The 16,516-nt window shown below is 70.2% G+C and carries 19 protein-coding genes; 11 read left to right on the forward strand and 8 right to left on the reverse strand.

The window, feature by feature from the left end; genetic code table 11:
* Nucleotides 1-94 precede the first annotated feature (94 nt).
* Nucleotides 95-217 (forward strand): hypothetical protein, encoded by a 123-nt coding sequence (locus tag KAK06_RS24390; protein ID WP_259373584.1) that lies wholly within the window; start codon nt 95-97, stop codon nt 215-217.
* Here KAK06_RS24390 and prmB read toward each other — a convergent pair.
* From prmB to dapC, 5 genes are read right to left on the reverse strand one after another with little or no spacing between them, the layout of a single operon-like run.
* Nucleotides 204-1,088: a 50S ribosomal protein L3 N(5)-glutamine methyltransferase gene (prmB, locus tag KAK06_RS00575; RefSeq protein ID WP_210799742.1), complete on the reverse strand. Its 885-nt coding sequence runs from the start codon at nt 1,086-1,088 to the stop codon at nt 204-206. The genes KAK06_RS24390 and prmB overlap by 14 nt on opposite strands.
* Complete coding sequence (gene dapE / locus KAK06_RS00580) at nt 1,085-2,230, reverse strand: succinyl-diaminopimelate desuccinylase (protein WP_210799743.1); 1,146 nt, start codon at nt 2,228-2,230, stop codon at nt 1,085-1,087. Before dapE ends, prmB begins: the two co-directional genes overlap by 4 nt.
* Nucleotides 2,231-2,252: 22 nt before the next feature.
* Nucleotides 2,253-3,440, reverse strand: coding sequence for a PilT/PilU family type 4a pilus ATPase (locus KAK06_RS00585; protein ID WP_247652565.1), 1,188 nt, complete (start codon nt 3,438-3,440; stop codon nt 2,253-2,255).
* 42 nt (nt 3,441-3,482) lie between these two features.
* On the reverse strand, nt 3,483-4,313 hold the full coding sequence (dapD, locus tag KAK06_RS00590; protein WP_210799744.1) for a 2,3,4,5-tetrahydropyridine-2,6-dicarboxylate N-succinyltransferase: 831 nt from the start codon (nt 4,311-4,313) through the stop codon (nt 3,483-3,485).
* Between the two features lie 32 nt (nt 4,314-4,345).
* Nucleotides 4,346-5,539, reverse strand: coding sequence for a succinyldiaminopimelate transaminase (gene dapC / locus KAK06_RS00595; protein WP_210799745.1), 1,194 nt, complete (start codon nt 5,537-5,539; stop codon nt 4,346-4,348).
* A gap of 545 nt (nt 5,540-6,084) precedes the next feature.
* Between dapC and KAK06_RS00600 the strand changes: the two genes are divergently transcribed.
* The 3 genes from KAK06_RS00600 (at nt 6,085) to KAK06_RS00610 (ending at nt 9,428) form a co-directional block, all read left to right on the forward strand.
* The gene (locus tag KAK06_RS00600) at nt 6,085-7,155 is read left to right on the forward strand and encodes a 6-phosphofructokinase (protein ID WP_210799746.1); all 1,071 of its coding nucleotides are present in this window, start codon (nt 6,085-6,087) and stop codon (nt 7,153-7,155) included.
* A 115-nt stretch (nt 7,156-7,270) separates the two neighbouring features.
* Entirely contained in the window at nt 7,271-7,429 is a 159-nt protein-coding gene (locus KAK06_RS00605) for a DUF3149 domain-containing protein (protein WP_210799747.1), read from the forward strand.
* 277 nt (nt 7,430-7,706) lie between these two features.
* On the forward strand, nt 7,707-9,428 hold the full coding sequence (locus tag KAK06_RS00610) for a diguanylate cyclase domain-containing protein (protein WP_210799748.1): 1,722 nt from the start codon (nt 7,707-7,709) through the stop codon (nt 9,426-9,428).
* A 6-nt stretch (nt 9,429-9,434) separates the two neighbouring features.
* On the opposite strand, the gene KAK06_RS00615 is transcribed toward KAK06_RS00610, so the two are convergent.
* Entirely contained in the window at nt 9,435-10,181 is a 747-nt protein-coding gene (locus KAK06_RS00615; protein ID WP_210799749.1) for an SDR family NAD(P)-dependent oxidoreductase, read from the reverse strand.
* A gap of 32 nt (nt 10,182-10,213) precedes the next feature.
* On the opposite strand from KAK06_RS00615, the gene KAK06_RS00620 reads away from it, so the two are divergent.
* Nucleotides 10,214-10,966 carry a hypothetical protein gene (locus KAK06_RS00620; protein ID WP_210799750.1) on the forward strand — a complete coding sequence of 251 codons (753 nt, stop codon included), beginning with the start codon at nt 10,214-10,216 and terminating at the stop codon, nt 10,964-10,966.
* Nucleotides 10,967-10,979: 13 nt separating this feature from the next.
* On the opposite strand, the gene KAK06_RS00625 is transcribed toward KAK06_RS00620, so the two are convergent.
* Together KAK06_RS00625 and KAK06_RS00630 are read right to left on the reverse strand one after the other, a co-directional pair.
* Complete coding sequence (locus KAK06_RS00625; protein WP_210799751.1) at nt 10,980-11,534, reverse strand: flavin reductase family protein; 555 nt, start codon at nt 11,532-11,534, stop codon at nt 10,980-10,982.
* 9 nt (nt 11,535-11,543) lie between these two features.
* Nucleotides 11,544-12,176 carry an RluA family pseudouridine synthase gene (locus KAK06_RS00630; RefSeq protein ID WP_210799752.1) on the reverse strand — a complete coding sequence of 211 codons (633 nt, stop codon included), beginning with the start codon at nt 12,174-12,176 and terminating at the stop codon, nt 11,544-11,546.
* 38 nt (nt 12,177-12,214) lie between these two features.
* Here KAK06_RS00630 and KAK06_RS00635 point away from each other — a divergent pair, with 38 nt between their 5' ends.
* The 6 genes from KAK06_RS00635 to KAK06_RS00660 all read left to right on the forward strand — a co-directional run bounded on the left by KAK06_RS00635 (nt 12,215) and on the right by KAK06_RS00660 (nt 16,516).
* On the forward strand, nt 12,215-12,682 hold the full coding sequence (locus KAK06_RS00635; RefSeq protein ID WP_210799753.1) for a YeeE/YedE family protein: 468 nt from the start codon (nt 12,215-12,217) through the stop codon (nt 12,680-12,682).
* A 2-nt stretch (nt 12,683-12,684) separates the two neighbouring features.
* Nucleotides 12,685-13,095 (forward strand): DUF6691 family protein, encoded by a 411-nt coding sequence (locus KAK06_RS00640; protein WP_210799754.1) that lies wholly within the window; start codon nt 12,685-12,687, stop codon nt 13,093-13,095.
* A gap of 144 nt (nt 13,096-13,239) precedes the next feature.
* Nucleotides 13,240-14,034, forward strand: a complete 795-nt coding sequence (locus KAK06_RS00645; RefSeq protein WP_210799755.1) for an enoyl-CoA hydratase-related protein — start codon at nt 13,240-13,242, stop codon at nt 14,032-14,034.
* 2 nt (nt 14,035-14,036) lie between these two features.
* Nucleotides 14,037-14,498: a hydroxyphenylacetyl-CoA thioesterase PaaI gene (paaI, locus tag KAK06_RS00650; RefSeq protein WP_210799756.1), complete on the forward strand. Its 462-nt coding sequence runs from the start codon at nt 14,037-14,039 to the stop codon at nt 14,496-14,498.
* Between the two features lie 26 nt (nt 14,499-14,524).
* Nucleotides 14,525-15,844 (forward strand): phenylacetate--CoA ligase PaaK, encoded by a 1,320-nt coding sequence (gene paaK / locus KAK06_RS00655; RefSeq protein WP_210799757.1) that lies wholly within the window; start codon nt 14,525-14,527, stop codon nt 15,842-15,844.
* A 3-nt stretch (nt 15,845-15,847) separates the two neighbouring features.
* A complete protein-coding gene (locus KAK06_RS00660; protein ID WP_210799758.1) occupies nt 15,848-16,516 on the forward strand; it encodes a TetR/AcrR family transcriptional regulator in 669 nt (222 codons plus the stop codon).

Raw genomic sequence — 16,516 nt, forward strand, 5'->3', positions numbered from 1 at the left:
ACAACACGGCCGACAACGCGCGTGCGTCCAACCGCAACAACAACCACCCCGACAACCGCAACGACAACCGCAACGACAACATCGGGTTTCGGTTGTGTCGTGCGTCCCACATCCGGCATCGGCTGGCCAGGGCGTGCGCTTCACGCACCGCCGCTACGACCTGTTCAACCCCCACAACGGCGACATGCTGCTGCTGGGCTCGCTCAAGCCGTTCTGAGCAGCGCCTGCCGGGTGAGCAGCAGCACCTGGTCATCGCCCGCACTGGTCGGCAGCCACACCGCCTCCAGCCGCGGGAAGGCGGCCTCGAAGAAGGGCCGCTCGTGGCCGATTTCCAGCACCAACACGGCCTCGTCGGTCATGTGCTCGGCGGCCTGGGCCAGCAGCGGGCGGATGAAGTCCATGCCGTCGGTGCCGCCAGCCAGGTTGCCGCTCAGCGCTATCTCGGGCTCGGCGCGGTACTCGGGCGGCAGCGCGGCCATGGACTCGGCGTTGACGTAGGGCGGGTTGCACAGGATCAGGTCGAAACGCCGGCCGGCCACCGCGGCCAGGCCGTCGCCCTGAACGAGCGTGATGCGGTTGTTCAACTCGTGGCGCTGCACGTTCAGTGCGGCCACGGCCAGCGCATCGGTGCTGAGGTCGGCGCCGGTGACCTGCACGTCGGGCCAGGCCATCGCGGCCAGCACGGCCAGGCTGCCGTTGCCGGTGCACAGGTCCAGCACCTGTTGGGTCCGGTCGCTGAGCCAGGCGTCGATGGTGCCGTCGGCCAGGCATTCGGCGATCAGGCTGCGCGGCACGATGACGCGCTCGTCCACGGTGAAGGGCACGCCCTGCAGCCAGGCTTCGCCGGTCAGGTAGGCGGCGGGGCGGCGGGTGGCAATGCGCTGTTCCACGATGTCCAGCGCGCGCTGCTGGGCAGCGGCGGGCGGGGTGGACTCGGCCACGTCTTCCAGCGCGTCCAGCGGCTGTTTCATGGCCCACAGCACCAGCCAGGCGGCCTCGTCGAAGGCGTTGGTCGTGCCATGTCCAAACGAAACGCCCGCCTCCTCCAGGCGGGCGCTGCAGCGCTCGATCAGCTCGATCACGGTCATGTCAGCAGCGCCTCCAGCGTGCGCCGGTAGATGTTCTTCAGGGGCTCCACGGCATCCACTGCGACGTGCTCGTCGATCTTGTGGATCGTGGCGTTGACCGGGCCGAACTCGACCACCTGCTCGCAGATGCGGGCGATGAAGCGGCCATCGGACGTGCCGCCGGTGGTGGACAGCTCGGTGACCACGCCGGTCTCGGCCTGGATGGCTTGGCGCAGCGCGGCCACCAGCGAGCCTTCGGGCGTCAGGAAGGGCGAGCCGCCCAAGGTCCAGTCGATGCGCCACTGCAGCTGCTGACGGTCGAGGATGCGGGCCACGCGGGCCTTCAGGTCTTCTGGGGTGGAGGCGGTGGAGAAGCGGAAATTGAAGTCCACCACCAGCTCGCCCGGGATCACGTTGGTGGCGCCGGTGCCGGCGTGCAGGTTGGAAATCTGGAAGGTGGTGGGCGGGAAGTAGGCGTTGCCCTCGTCCCAGGTGGCGGTGGCCAACTCGGCCAGCGCGGGGGCGGCCAGGTGCACCGGGTTCTTGGCCAGCTGCGGGTAGGCCACATGGCCTTGCACGCCGGTGACGGTGAGCCGGCCCGACAAGGAGCCGCGGCGGCCGTTCTTGATGGTGTCGCCCAGGCGGCTGACCGAGGTGGGCTCGCCAACGATGCAGCAGTCCAGGCGTTCGCCTTGCTGCTGCAGCCACTCGACCACCCGGACGGTGCCATCGACGGACGGGCCTTCCTCGTCGCTGGTCAGCAGAAAGGCGATGCGGCCGGCGTGGCCGGGGTGGGCCTGGACGAATTCCTCGGCGGCCACCACCATCGCGGCCAGCGAGGTCTTCATGTCGGCGGCGCCGCGCGCGAACAGCTTGCCATCGCGGTAGCTGGGCACGAAGGGGTCGCTGGTCCAGTGCGCCAGCGGGCCGGTGGGCACCACATCGGTGTGGCCGGCAAAGACCACGGTGGGGCCGGGGCGCGGGCCGCTGCGTGTGGCCCATAGATTAAGCACCCGGAAGGTGTCGGGCCCGAAGGGCAGGGCGGTGGCCTCGAAGCCCAGCGGCGCCAGGCGGCCGGCGATCAGGGCCTGGCAGCCGGCGTCATCGGGGGTGACGGAGGCGCGGGCGAGCAGGTCCTCAAGCAGGCGCAGCGTGTCGGACATCGAAGGTCAGGAACAGCAGGGATCAGCGGGTGCGCGCGGAGATCAGCGGCTTGGGCTGGCGGGCACCTTCGGGCACCACGTCCAGCGTGATCTCGGTGAACGAGGGGCTGTCGGGCTCGGGCTTGGACGGCGGCGTGCGCGACACCGGGCCGGTGTCGTTTTGCAGGCGCCACAACAGGTTGGTGGGCGAGTCGGCGTGGATCATGCCCTCTTCCTGCGAGACCACGCCTTCGGTGATCAGCCGCGCCAGATCCTGCTCGAAGGTCTGCGAGCCCTCGGCCAGCGAGCGCTCCATGGCCTCGCGCACGCCGCCGAAGTCGCCGGCCTCGATCATCTCGGAGATCAGCTTGGAGTTCAGCAGCACCTCGACCGCCGGCAGCCGGCCGCCAGCATTGGCCTTGAGCAGGCGCTGGGACACCACCGCCTTGGTGGCGGCGGCCAGGTCAGCCAGCAGGGCGGGTCGGGCCTCGGGGGTGTAGAACGAGACCACGCGGTTGAGCGCGTGGTAGCTGTTGTTGGCGTGCAGCGTGGCCAGCACCAGGTGGCCCGACAGCGCGTACGACAGCGTCTGCGACATGGTCTCGCGGTCGCGGATCTCGCCGATCATGATGCAGTCGGGCGCCTGGCGCAGGGCGTTCTTCAGGCCGACATGCAGGCTGGCGGTGTCGCGGCCCACCTCGCGCTGGTTGACCACCGAGCGCTTGTTGGTGAACAGGAACTCGATCGGGTCCTCGATGGTGAGGATGTGGCCGGTGAGGTGCTGGTTGCGCCACTCCAGCATCGACGCCATGGTGGTGCTCTTGCCAGTGCCGGTGGCGCCCACCATCAGGATCAGGCCGCGCTTTTCCAGCGCCAGCGTGGCCAGCGTGGCGGGCAGGTTCAGCGTGTCGATCGACGGGATCTTGATCGGGATGCAGCGGATCACCGCTGCATAGGTGGCGCGCTGCTTGAACGCCGACAGGCGGAAGCTGCCGACCTTGGGTACGCCGATGCCGATGTTGAGCTCGCCCTGCTGCTCCAGCTCTTCCATCTGCAGCGGCGTGAGGATCTCGGCCAGCATGCTGCGCGGATCTCCGGGGGCCAGCACGTGGTCGGTGATCGGGATCATCTGCCCGTTGATCTTCAGCAGCACCGGCGCATTGGCCGACAGGAAGACATCGGAGGCGGCCTTCTGGGCCATCAGGTTCAGCACGCGTTCCATCGCGATCATGGGCAGGCCTCCGGTGGGTCGGGGTGACGCAGGTGGGAAAAATCAGTCGCGCAGCAGCTCGTTGATGCTGGTCTTGGAGCGGGTCTGGGCATCCACGCGCTTGACGATGATCGCAGCGTACATGCTGTAGTCGGCGCCGTTGGTGGCCTTCTTGGGCAGGTTGCCGCTGACCACCACCGAGCCCGAGGGCACGCGGCCATAGCTGATCTCGCCGGTGGCGCGGTCAAAAATGGGGGTGGACTGGCCGATGTAGACGCCCATGCCCAGCACCGAGTGCTCTTCGATGATGACGCCCTCCACCACCTCGGAGCGCGCGCCGATGAAGCAGTTGTCCTCGATGATGGTGGGGTTGGCCTGCAGCGGCTCGAGCACGCCGCCAATACCCACGCCGCCCGACAGGTGCACGTTCTTGCCGATCTGCGCACAAGAGCCCACGGTGGCCCAGGTGTCGACCATCGTGCCCTCATCGACATAGGCGCCGATATTGACGTAGCTGGGCATCAGCACCGCCCCCTTGGCGACGTAGCTGCCGCGCCGGGCCACGGCCGGCGGCACCACGCGCACGCCGGCAGCGGCGACGTCGGATTCCTTCATGTGCGAGAACTTGGTGTCGACCTTGTCGAAGTAGGTGATGTCGCCGGCGCGCATGACCTTGTTGTCGTTCAGGCGGAAGGACAGCAGCACCGCCTTCTTCAGCCACTGGTGCACGGTCCACTGGCCCACGCCCTCGCGGGTGGCCACGCGGCGGCGGCCAGCATTGAGGTCGGCGATGACCTGGTTCACCGCCTCGCGCACTTCACCGTGGGTGCTGGCGTTGATGGTGGTGCGCTGTTCCCAGGCGGCGTCGATCAGGGCTTGCAGGTTGTCGCTCATGGACTGGTCTCTTGGAAGAATGGAAGAGGGAATCAGGGGCGCCAGGCGCGGGCGAAGGCGACGATGCGCTCGGCCGCCTCGACACATTCGTCGACACCGGCCACCAGCGCCATGCGGATGCGGCCGGCACCCGGGTTCACGCCATGCGCGTCGCGCGCCAGCAGGCTGCCGGGCAGGACCGCCACATTGTATTGAGCCAGCAGATCCTGGGCGAAGCGCACGTCATCGCCGCCGGGCACGCCGGCCCAGAGGTAGAACGCGGCATCGGGCAGGCGCACGTCCAGCACCTCGGCCAGCATGGGCGTGACGCGGTCGAACTTCAGGCGGTAGAGCGCGCGGTTGGCCTCGACATGGGCCTCGTCGTTCCAGGCGGCGATGCTGGCCCGCTGTACCAGTTGGCTCATCGCGCTGCCGTGGTAGGTGCGGTAGAGCAGGTAGGGCTTGATGATCGCCGCATCACCCGCCACAAAGCCTGAGCGCAGGCCCGGCACATTGCTGCGCTTGGACAGACTGGACAGCATGACCAGGTTCTTGAAGCCGCGGCCCAGGGCCTGCGCGGCCTGCAGACCGCCCAGCGGCGCCTGATCGTTGAAGTAGATCTCGGAGTAGCACTCGTCGCTGGCGATCACGAAACCGTGGCGGTCGCTCAACTCGAACAGACGCTGCCACTCGCCCAGCGGCATCACCGCGCCGGTGGGGTTGCCCGGCGAGCAGGCGAAGACCAGGCGGGTGCGGGCCCAGGTGGCCTCGTCGATGGCCGACCAGTCGCAGGCGAAATTGCGCGCCGGGTCGGAGTTGGCGAACACCGGCTGCGCGCCGCCCAGCAGCGCTGCGCCCTCGTAGATCTGGTAGAACGGGTTGGGGCAGACCACCACCGCGTCGCGCTCGGCCGGGTCCAGCACCACCTGGGCCAGCGAGAACAAGGCCTCGCGCGAGCCCAGCACGGGCAGCACCTCGGTGGCCGGGTTCAGCGCCACGCCATAACGCCGCTGCACCCAGCCAGCGATAGATTCGCGCAGCGCCGGCTCGCCCAGCGTGGGCGGGTAGTTCGACAGCCCGGCCAGGTTGTCGCACAGCGCCCGCTCCACCAAGGGGGGCGCCGGGTGCTTGGGCTCGCCGATGCCCAGGCTGATCGGCCGCAGCGCCGGATTCGGGACGATGCCCTTGGTGAGTTCGCGCAGTCTTTCGAACGGATAGGGGTTGAGCGAGCCGAGCAGCGGGTTCATCGCGGCATTATCAGGGGTCAGCTTCCTTCCCACAGCGGCCGTAGGCCGCTTCGGGGCCATCGCGCTACTCCAACCGTGCCGCCAAGGGCTGGGCTGGCCGGCTCTGCCTGCCTGCCCAGCCCTTGGCTTGCTCAGACCGTTGCGAGCGGATTTCCTGCTGAGGTCGGAGCGCAGCCAAGGCCTGAGCGGCCTGGGTCTGTCGTCGCAGACGGTGGCGGTCGGCTGCGCCGACTCCCCTCGGGTGCTCGCCACCCCGGGGTGGTCGCCAAACTCCCTGCGCTCGCCTGCGGCTCGCTGCGGTCAAACAGTGTCGACCAAGTCAGTTCACGAAGCGCGCCTGCGGCGCGCGCCCCGGGGCGTCTGCGCTCCTCGGCGCCCCCGACAGCGCCGCCATCCCCAGGCCGCTCAGTCCTTGGCTGAATCCACCGTTGGCATACTGCAGCGGTCGAGGCCCACAGCGGCCTACGGCCGCTGTGGGCAGCCAGCTGCCACTCGGGCGGTGTAGGCTATGCGACGACATCAGGACCACCAAAGGACTCCTCTCCATGCACATCGGTATCCTCACCGGCGGCGGCGACTGCCCGGGCCTGAATGCGGTGATCCGGGCGGTGACGCTGGCGCTGATCAACGAGTGCGGCGCACGGGTCACCGGCATCGAGCGGGGCTTTCTGGGATTGCTGACGCGCAGCGTGCGCCCGCTGGGGCTGCGCGAGGTGCAGGGCATCCTGGCTCAGGGGGGCACGATCCTGGGCACGCACAACCGCTGTGATCCGTTCCACTACTTTGGTGCGGACGGGGCGGACTGTTCGGCGCAGGCCCTGGCCTACGCCCGCGAGCTGGGCCTGGATGGGCTGGTGGTGATTGGTGGCGACGGCACGATGAGCATCGCCCACCGCTTCGAGCCGCTGGGCCTGCCGGTGGTGGGCGTGCCCAAGACCATCGACAACGACCTGGCACACACCGACCGCACCTTCGGCTTCGACAGCGCGGTGGCCGTGGTCGCCGAGGCGCTGGACCGCCTGGAGACCACGGCGCGCAGCCACGGCCGGGTGATGATCGCCGAGACCATGGGCCGCTACGCCGGCTGGATCGCGCTGGAAGGCGGCATGGCCGGCGGTGCCGACATGATCCTGCTGCCCGAGCTGCCGTTCTCCGTCGAGGCCGTGGCACGGCTGTGCGCCGAGCGCGAAGCCGGCGACGGTTGCACGCTGATCTGCATCGCCGAAGGGGCGCGTGCCGCGGGCCACGACCTGACGGTGCGCGCCACGCTGGCCGACAGCCCCGACCCGATCCGCCTGGGCGGCGTGGGCCAGTGGCTGCAGCAGCAGCTGCAGCCCCAGCTGTCCAGCGAGGTGCGCACCACGCTGCTGGGGCATGTGCAGCGCGGCGGCTCGCCCACGCCCTATGACCGTGTGCTGGCCACGCGCTTCGGCTACCACGCCGCGCAGCTGGTGCGGCGCGGCGAGTGGGGCCGCATGGTCACGCTGCGGGGTGAGGATTGCGACAGCGTGCCTTTGTCGGATGTGGCCGGCAAAAGCCGCAACGTGCCGCTGGACCATCCGCTGCTGGCGGTGGCGCGGGGTCTGGGTGTGTCGCTGGGCGAGGCGCGCGCCTGATCTGCATCAATCTCGCGCGCGCACTCGCAGCGAAGCTTGCGTTTTCTCAACCGGTTCAAGGCCGCGGTGGCGTCTGATCATGGCATCGCTGAAACGATCCTGAGAGGAGAACACCATGCATGCTCTGCGCGACTTCTTCACCACCGACTATGGCCTGCTGAGCGCCGCCGTGATTGCCTTCACGCTGGGCATGGGCTGGTTCTACGTCAGCTACTTCATCAAGCACATCCGCGAGGATGAGGCCCGCGCCCGCGCGGCCGGCCTGATCAAGTAAGGCCCGGACAAGCCCGGACCGTGGCGGTCGGTGTGCCAGCGGTGCTGGCCCCAGGCCGCTGTCCGTGTTGATGCACTTTGTCACACCGCCGAAAGGCGGTTTTTCGCTTTCTGGCGCTTGGGTTGTCTCTAAAACGCATCTCTGGCGTGATGCAAAGTCGATTCGGCGCGCTGACCCCAAGAGATCAAAACCGCCCGGCCTGTCTACACTGACCGCACCAATCAAAAGAAAGGCTCCCAGACCGAGGGAACGGGAGCCCGGTGTTCCGGAGTCGGTGATGGCGTTTTTCCGCAGCCTCAGCCTGCGTCAGCTGCTGACCGTGCCCTATGTGGTGCTGGTTCTGCTGCTGGCGGTCATGATCGGGCTGCTGTCCTACCGGGCCGGACGTGAGGCGGTGGACTCGCTGTCCGGACAGTTGCTGGGCGAGACGGTTGGCCGCATCTCCCAGGCGGTCGAGAAGCATGTGTTCGGCTCAGCCGCCGTGCTGGAAGTGGCCTTCCCCGAGGGCCTGAGCGCCCCCGCGCGCGTGGCCGATGAGGTCGATGCGCTGCGCACCCGCTTCTGGCAGGCCACCTCGGTCCACCGCGAGCTGAACAACTACGCCTACTACGGCGACGAGCAGGGCCATTTCTTCGGCCTGTGGCGCGACTCGGCGCAGGATGCCCAGGTGCGCCTGCGCACCGAAGGCAACGGCCCGCGCACCCTGTACAAGGTGCACGGCATCCGCGGGCCGCTGCTGGACCCGGTCATCGAGGACAAGGTCTTCGAGCCACGTGAGCGGCCCTGGTACCGCGCCAGCCGCGACAGCGGCGCCGAGATCTGGACCTCGATCTACATCGACTTTCGCACCCAGGGCCTGGTGGCCACGCGGGCGCGGCGCGTGCCCCATGCCGACGGCGGCCTGGGCGGCGTGGTGGCCACCGATGTGTCGCTGCAGTCGCTGAGCGACTTCGTGCGCTCGCTGCCGCTGTCGCCCAATGGCCTGGCCTTTGTGGCCGAGCCCGATGGCAAGCTGATCGCCACCTCGCGCGGCAGCTACCTGCGCCAGGGCGCGAGTGGACGCAGCGAGCGGCTGGACGCCGAGCAGTCCGATGACGCGCTGCTGGTGGCCACCCACCGCGCGGTGCGCGAGCTGATCGCGCTGCCGGGCGACCACGGCGCCACCCGCACCGTCAAGATCAGCGGCCCCGATGGCGCCGCTGTGCAGGTGGCCTGGGCGCGCATCCGCGATGACGCCGGCCTGGACTGGGTGATCGCGGTGGCGGTGCCGCGCTCGGACTTCCTGCAGCGCATCACCGACAACGTCTACCGCACGCTGGCGCTGGCGGTGCTGGCGGCGCTGCTGGCCATCGGCATCGGCCTGGCCAGCCTCAGCGTGGTGGCGCGCGACCTGCGCCAGCTCAGCGTGGCCGCGCGCCGCGTGGGCGAGGGGGACTTCAGCGCGCCGCTGGGCATCCGCCGCGGCGACGAGATCGGCGACCTGGCCAAGAGTTTCCAGGCCATGACCCAGCGCCTGACCACTGACCGGCTCACCGGCCTGGCCAACCGCGAGGCGGTGCTGCGCCGGCTGGAAGAGCGCATGGCGCGGCAGCGCCGCTCGGCCGACGGCGGCATGTTTGCGGTGCTGTTCCTGGATCTGGACCGCTTCAAGGAGGTCAACGACCGCTTCGGCCATGACGCCGGTGACCGCGTGCTGGTGGCACTGGGCCAGCGCCTGCAGGCGCAGCTGCGCGAGGGCGACATGGTGGCGCGCTGGGCCGGCGACGAGTTCCTGGTGCTGCTGGACCAGATCAGCACCGAGGCCGATGCCCGCCATGTGGTGGACAAGCTCAAGCGCAGCATGGAGCTGCCGCTGCAGACCCCCGGCCTGGGCCAGGAGGTGGAGTTGAGCCTGTCGGTGGGTGTGGCGATCTACCCGCGTGACGGTCAGGACGTGGACACGCTGGTACAGCGCGCCGATGTCGCGATGTACCGCGACAAGCCCGGCCAGGCGGGCTGAGGGCGCTCAGCCGCGCACGTCGGCCACCGGCTGCTCGCCGAAGTCGGCGCGCTCCAGACAGGCCAGGATGCGCGCGGCAGCGGCCTCGGGGCTGAGCAGCTGACCGTTGTCGTGCATGGCGACGAAGCGGCCGCGGTCGGCGAACTCGGCCGGGTCGGCGCCGCGCAGCTGCACCTGCATGTCAGTGGCGATCACGCCCGGCGCCAGCGACACCACGCGCGCGCCATTCGGCCGCGCCGCCTCTTCCAGGGCCAGGCAGCGGCTCAGATGGTCCAGGCCCGCCTTGGCGGCGCAGTACGAGGCGCTGCCGGCCATCGCCCGCCGGCCCAGGCCCGACGAGATGTTCAGCAGCTTGCGCGGCACCGTCCAATCGGCGGTGGCGTCCAGGAAGGCGGCCGACAGCAGCGCCGGGGCCTCCAGCCCCACGCGCAGCGCGTGCACGGTGTCGGCCGCGGCGATGCGCGCGAGGTCGCGCAGCGGCGCGATCACACCGGCGTTGTTGATCAGCGTGACGCCGGCCAGCGCGGCGGTCGGCTGCGCCTGCAGCCACTCGCCCAGCCGGCGGGCCACCGGGGCGGCGTCGGCCAGGTCGGCGGGCCACTGCTCGGCACCGGCGGCGGCCAGTGCCGCACTGTGGCCGCGCGACAGGCCCAGCACCCGGTGGCCGCGCGCCGCGCAGGCCAGCGCGATGGCCTCGCCCATGCCGCGCGAGGCACCGGTGACGATGGTGATGCAGGTCAGTTCCTGGGCCATGGCGGGTCCTTCGTGGCAGCGACAATCGGGGGATGAGCGAAACATTGTCCCCTTCCACGCCGATCACGCCCTGGTGGCGCCGGCCTTTTGTCGTCTCGGTCCTGGTGGTGCTGCTGGTGGTGGCCGGCACGATCGGCTGGTCGATGTACGCCGGTCTGAAGGACGAGGCGCGCCGCGGCCTGGAGCATGGCCTGCCATGGCAGGTCGAGACCTTGGCCGACGGCGGCAGCCGCGTGTTCGGCCTGCAGCCGGGGGTGGACACGCTGGACAGCGTGCAGTCGCGCCTGGGCGAGGACATGAACGTCGGCCTGATCGTGGCCGGCGACGCGCCGCCCGCGCTGGAGGGCTTTGTCGAGAGCCTGCGCGCCGGCTTCGTCACCGGCCGCCTGGTGGCGGCCTTCGAGGCTGACGATGGCTGGCTGCAGCGCGCCCGCGAGCGGGCCGTGTCCAGCGACTATGGCGAGGGCGGCCGCAGCCGCCGCTACACGCTGGCCGCCGACGACCGCCGTCAGGCCGGCGCCAGCCGCCTGCTGGCCCTGGCTTACCTGCCCGCGGTGAAGCTGGACGCCGAGACCGTGCGCCAGCGCTTCGGCGAGCCCGCCGAGCGCATCACCGGCCCGCAGGGCGAGTCGCAGTGGCTCTACCCTGACCGCGGCATCGCCGTGGTGCTGCCGCCCGAGCAGGGCGAGGCGGCCAAGGCGCGCGCGGTGATCCAGTACGTGGCACCACGCGACTTCGAAGCGCGGCTGCGCGCGCCGCTGCAGGCGGCATCGGCAGCGCGTTGATCAGCGGCCCGGTTCAGTCGATGGCCTCGCCAATCGCCAGGTAGTGGCCACCGGCCACATGGTGCAGCGTGCGCAGCCCGGCCGGCGCCCGCTCGAAGTGCCAGTGGCCGCCGTCGAACACCCGGGCATCGGCCCAGGCGCCGGTGACGCGGCCGACGAACAGGTCATGGCGCTGTTCCACCTCGGGTTCGGGCACGCGCTCGCAATCCAGCCAGGCCACGCAGCCGCCTACCAGCGGTGAGGCGGCGGTGGGCTCGTCCAGCAGCGGCACCTGGAAGTCGCTGAGCTTGTCGGCGTCGCGGCCGCTGTGCGTGCCCAGCGCGGTGACCAGGCGCGCCTGGGCGGCACAGGGCACGCTGATCGCGAAATGCCCCGAGGCCAGGAGCAGCTCGCGCGTGTAAGTGGCCTTGTCCAGCACCAGGGCCACCTTGGGCGGGTCAAAGTCCAGCGCCATCACCCAGGCGGCGGCCATCACATTGCTGCGGCCGCCGTGGCGGGCCGAGACCAGCACGGTCGGGCCATGGTTGATCAGGCGATAGGCCTTGGGCAGGTCCACAGGGGTGCGCATGCGGGGCTTTCAGAAAGGGGCCGGAGATGCGACCACGATCGTCTCGCCGCTGACCGGGTGGGGCAGGGCCAGGCGGCAGGCGTGCAGCCACAGGCGCGGCGCGGCCGCGTGGTGCGCGGGCGGCGCGTAGAGCTCGTCGCCCAGAATCGGGTGGCCGATCGCGGCCAGGTGCACGCGCAGCTGGTGCGAGCGGCCGGTGATCGGCGTCAGGGCCAGGCGGCTGCGGCCCAGTGAAGCGTCTCGGCCCAGCACCTGCCAGTGCGTCAGCGCCGGGCGGCCCTGCTGCACATCGACCATCTGCCGCGGCCGCCTCGGCCAGTCGCAGCGCAGCGGCAGCTCCACCTCACCGGCATCGGATTCGGGCAGGCCGGCCACCAGGGCTTCGTAGCGCTTGTCACAGCGGCGCTGCTCAAAGGCCATCGACAGCGCCCGCTGCGCCGCCGGTCCCCGGCCAAAGACCAGGATGCCCGAGGTGCCCATGTCCAATCGGTGTACCACCAGCGCGTCCGGCCAGCGGGTCTGCGCCCGGGCGATCGCGCAGTCGGCCTTGTCCGGGCCGCGGCCGGGCACCGACAGCAGGCCGGCCGGCTTGTCGATCGCCAGCAGGGCGTCGTCGCAGTACAGGATGCGCAGGTCCTCCATCGGCGGCCACTCTACCTGCGCTGGCTACACTGGTCGCGATGAATGCACTGTTTCCCCTGGGCTGGGCCCATTTCCTGGGCGGCGGGCTGCTGATCGGCCTGGGCGTGGCCTGGCTGTTCCTCAGCACCGGCCGCATCGGCGGCATGAGCACCGTCTTCACCTCGACCTGGTCCTATGTGTCGCAGGCGCCGTATTTCCAGCTGCCGCGTTTCACCGAGGGCCGCCAGTGGCGCCTGGTCTATGCCGCCGGACTGGTGCTGGGCGCCTTCCTGTGGTGGCGCTGGCTGGGCCCGCAGGCGCCGCTGTCCACCGGCCTGCCCTGGTGGCAACTGTTGCTGGGCGGCGTGCTGGTGGGCTATGGCGCCCGGCTGGGCAATGGCTGCACCTCGGGGCACGGCATCTGCGGTCTGGGCTCGATGCAACTGCCTTCGCTGGTGGCGGTGCTGACCTTCATGGCCACCGGATTCGCCACCGCGAACCTGGTGCTGTGGTGGCGGGGAGCCTGAGCATGCGTGTTTCACAGATCGCGTCGGTGGGACTGGCGGGCGTGCTGTTCGGCTTCGGCCTGGCGCTGGCCACGATGATCCAGCCACAGGTGGTGCTGTCTTTCCTGAGCTTTCAGGACTGGGGCCTGATGCTGGTCATGGGCGGCGCGATGGGCCTGACGCTGCTGGCCTACCAGCTGCTGCCGCGCTGGCGCACGAAGCCGCTGTTCGAGCGCAGCTTTGGCCATCACGTGGCCACGCTGGACCGCGACACGGTGTTGGGTGCAGCGATCTTCGGCGTGGGCTGGGGCCTGTGCGGGGTCTGTCCCGGCCCGGCCATCGCCGGTCTGGGCGCGGGCAGTGCCGACCTGCTCTGGGCGCTGGCCGGCATCGCCACCGGGGCCTGGCTGCACGGGGTGCGTCGGCCAGCCTGATCCCCGGCCATTGGTGAAACCCCCAGGGCTGTCTGCAGGCTCTTTGCCTTGCGTCAAAGCACGCGGCTGCCTATGATTTACCGACCGGTTGGTTAAGTAATTCATGAGGTGTCGCGGGCCGGCGCGATGCAGGAGATCTTCTTAATGGCCGAGCCCCTGGTCCTGGTGACGCAAACCGGTGCCGTGCGCACCCTGGCGCTGAACCGCCCCGCCGCGCTCAACAGCTTCACCGGCGAGATGCACCGCCAGCTGCTGGCGGCGCTGGAAGCCGCCGCGGCCGACGCCTCGGTGCGCGCCGTGGTGCTGACCGGCGCCGGCCGCGGCTTTTGCGCCGGCCAGGACCTGAACGACCCCGAGATGGCCCCGGACGCCGACGGCAACGTCGACATTGGCAAGCTCATCGACGCCTACTACCAGCCACTGGCGCTGCGCGTGCGCAGCATGCCGATCCCGATGGTGGCCGCGGTCAACGGCGTGGCCGCCGGTGCCGGCGCCAACCTGGCGCTGGGCTGCGACATGGTGGTGGCCGCCCGCTCGGCCAGCTTCATCCAGGCCTTCAGCAAGATCGGCCTGGTACCCGATTGCGGCGGCACCTGGCTGCTGCCGCGCCTGGTGGGCCGCGCCACCGCGCTGGCGCTGGCCTTCACCGGCGACAAGCTGATGGCCGAAGATGCCCAGCGCATCGGCCTGATCTGGCAGTGCGTGGACGACGCCGCGCTGGCCGACACCGCACAGGCCCTGGCCGCGCGCCTGGCCGCGCTGCCGGTGAAGGCGCTGGCCGAGACCCGCCGCGCGATCGACGCCGCGATGGGCATGGACCTGCCCGAGGCGCTGGCGGTGGAAGGCCGGCTGCAGCGCACCCTGGGCCGCGAGCACGACTACCGCGAAGGCGTGGCCGCCTTCCAACAGAAGCGCGCGCCGCAGTTCAAGGACCGCTGACGATGAGCACCGCCTCCCCCGCGCTCGACCCCCAGCGCGTGGCCGAAGCCGCGCGCGACGCGATGTGGGCCAACGACCACGCCTGCCAGGCCCTGGGCATCCAGGTGGTGGCGGTCGGCCCCGGCACCGCCACGCTGACGATGACCGTGCGCCAGGACATGGTCAACGGCCACGACATCTGCCACGGCGGCCTGATCGCCACGCTGGCCGACTCGGCCTTCGCCTACGCCTGCAATGCCTACAACGAGGTCACCGTGGCCTCGGGCTTCGCGATCGACCTGCTGGCCCCGGCGCGCCTGGGCGAGCAGCTCACCGCCCGCGCCCACGAGGTGGCCAAGGGCGGCCGCACCGGGGTCTACGACATCGAGGTCAGCAACCCGGCGGGCCAGCGCATTGCGGTGTTCCGCGGCCGCTCGCACACCGCGCGTGGCAAGCACCTGGTCGACCCCGCCACGCTGGCCTGAACAACAAGACACTGGAGACACCCACGATGAGCAAGGCTCCCCGGCCCGAGGAACTCGACCCGATCGAGCGCGCCAGCCGCGACGAGATCGAGGCCCTGCAGTTCACCCGCCTGCAGGACACGCTGCAGCGCTGCTACGCCAACGTGCCGCACTACAAGCGCGCCTTTGACGAGAAGGGCGTTCACCCGGACGACCTGAAGACGCTGGCCGACATCGCCAAGTTTCCATTCACCACCAAGCACGACCTGCGCGCCAACTACCCCTTCGGCATGTTCGCGGTGCCGCGCCAGCAGGTGGCACGCATCCACGCCTCGTCAGGCACCACCGGCAAGCCCACGGTGGTGGGCTACACCAAGAACGACATCGAGCACTGGGCCACGCTGGTGGCGCGCTCGATCCGCGCCGCAGGCGGCCGCCCCGGCGACATCTGCCACGTGGCCTACGGCTATGGCCTGTTCACCGGCGGTCTGGGTGCGCATTACGGTGCCGAGAAAGCCGGCTGCACCGTGATCCCGATGTCGGGTGGCCAGACCGAGAAGCAGGTGCAGCTGATCCAGGACTTCAAGCCCGACATCATCATGGTCACCCCCAGCTACATGCAGGTGATCATCGAGGAGTTCCGCCGCCAGGGGCTGGACCCGCGCGAAATGTCGGTGCGCATCGGCATCTTCGGCGCCGAGCCCTGGACCGAGCAGATGCGCCGCCAGATCGAGGCCGATGCCGGCATCGACGCGGTCGACATCTATGGCCTGTCCGAGGTGATGGGCCCCGGCGTGGCCAACGAGTGCGTCGAGACCAAGGACGGCCCGGTGATCTGGGAAGACCACTTCCTGGCCGAGATCATCGATCCCGAGACCGGCGAGGTGCTGCCCTACGACCCGGCCAGCGGCACGCCCGAGGGCGAGCTGGTCTTCACCTCGCTGACCAAGGAGGCCTTCCCGATCGTGCGCTACCGCACCCGGGACCTGACGCGCCTGCTGCCGCCCACCGCGCGCAGCATGCGGCGCATGGGCAAGATCGTCGGCCGCTCGGACGACATGCTGATCATCCGCGGCGTCAACATGTTCCCCACCCAGATCGAGGAGCTGGTGCTGCAGACCGAGGGCCTGTCGGGCCAGTACCAGATCGTCGTCAGCCGCGAGGGCACGCTCGACGAGGTCGACGTGCTGTGCGAAGTGCTGCCCTCGGCCGCCGGCGCCGACCGTGGCGCCATCGCCAAGCACCTGGCCCACCGCATCAAGACCCTGATCGGTGTCTCCACCCGCGTGCAGGTGGGCCTGCCCGACACGATCGAGCGCACGCTGGTGGGCAAGGCCCGCCGCGTGATTGACAAGCGCCCCCGCTAACCCATGGCCCGCCCCCGTTCCTCCGGCTACGACGACCAGCGCGACCTGATCCTGGGCCACGCCGCCGCGCTGTTCGCGCAGCAGGGCTATGTGGCCACCTCGATGAACCAGGTGGCGGCGGCCTGCGGCGTGTCCAAGGCCGCGCTCTACCACTATGTGCGCGACAAGAACGAGCTGCTGGCGCTGGTGGCCGAGGGCCATGTGCAGCGTCTGGCGCAGGTGGTGGCCGAGGTGCTGGCCGAGCCGCTGGAGCCCGACGCCCGGCTGCGCGCACTGATCACCCGCTTCGTGCAGGAGTACGCCAGCGCCCGCAACGAGCACCGCGTGCTGACCGAGGACGTCGACCTGCTCGACCCCGAGCGCCGCGAGCGCGTGCTGGACGTGCAGCGCGGCGTGGTCGCCGCTTTTGCCGACGCGGTCTGTGAGGTGCGCCCGGCGCTGCGCGAGACCGCGCTGCACAAGCCGATGACCATGCTGCTGTTCGGCATGATCAACTGGATGTTCACCTGGTTCCGCCCCGGTGAGCCGCTGACCCACGAGCAGGTGGCGCCGATGGTGGCCGACCTGTTCCTCGGCGGCCTGGGCGCGGTCTGTGCGCCCGAGACGAGTTCCAACACAGCGCCCACCAAGGCGCGTGCCCCCCGCCGATCCACCAAGGAGACCACGACGTGA

This window comes from Ideonella aquatica, from assembly GCF_018069755.1.
GTDB classification, from domain to species: Bacteria; Pseudomonadota; Gammaproteobacteria; order Burkholderiales; family Burkholderiaceae_C; genus Ideonella; species Ideonella aquatica.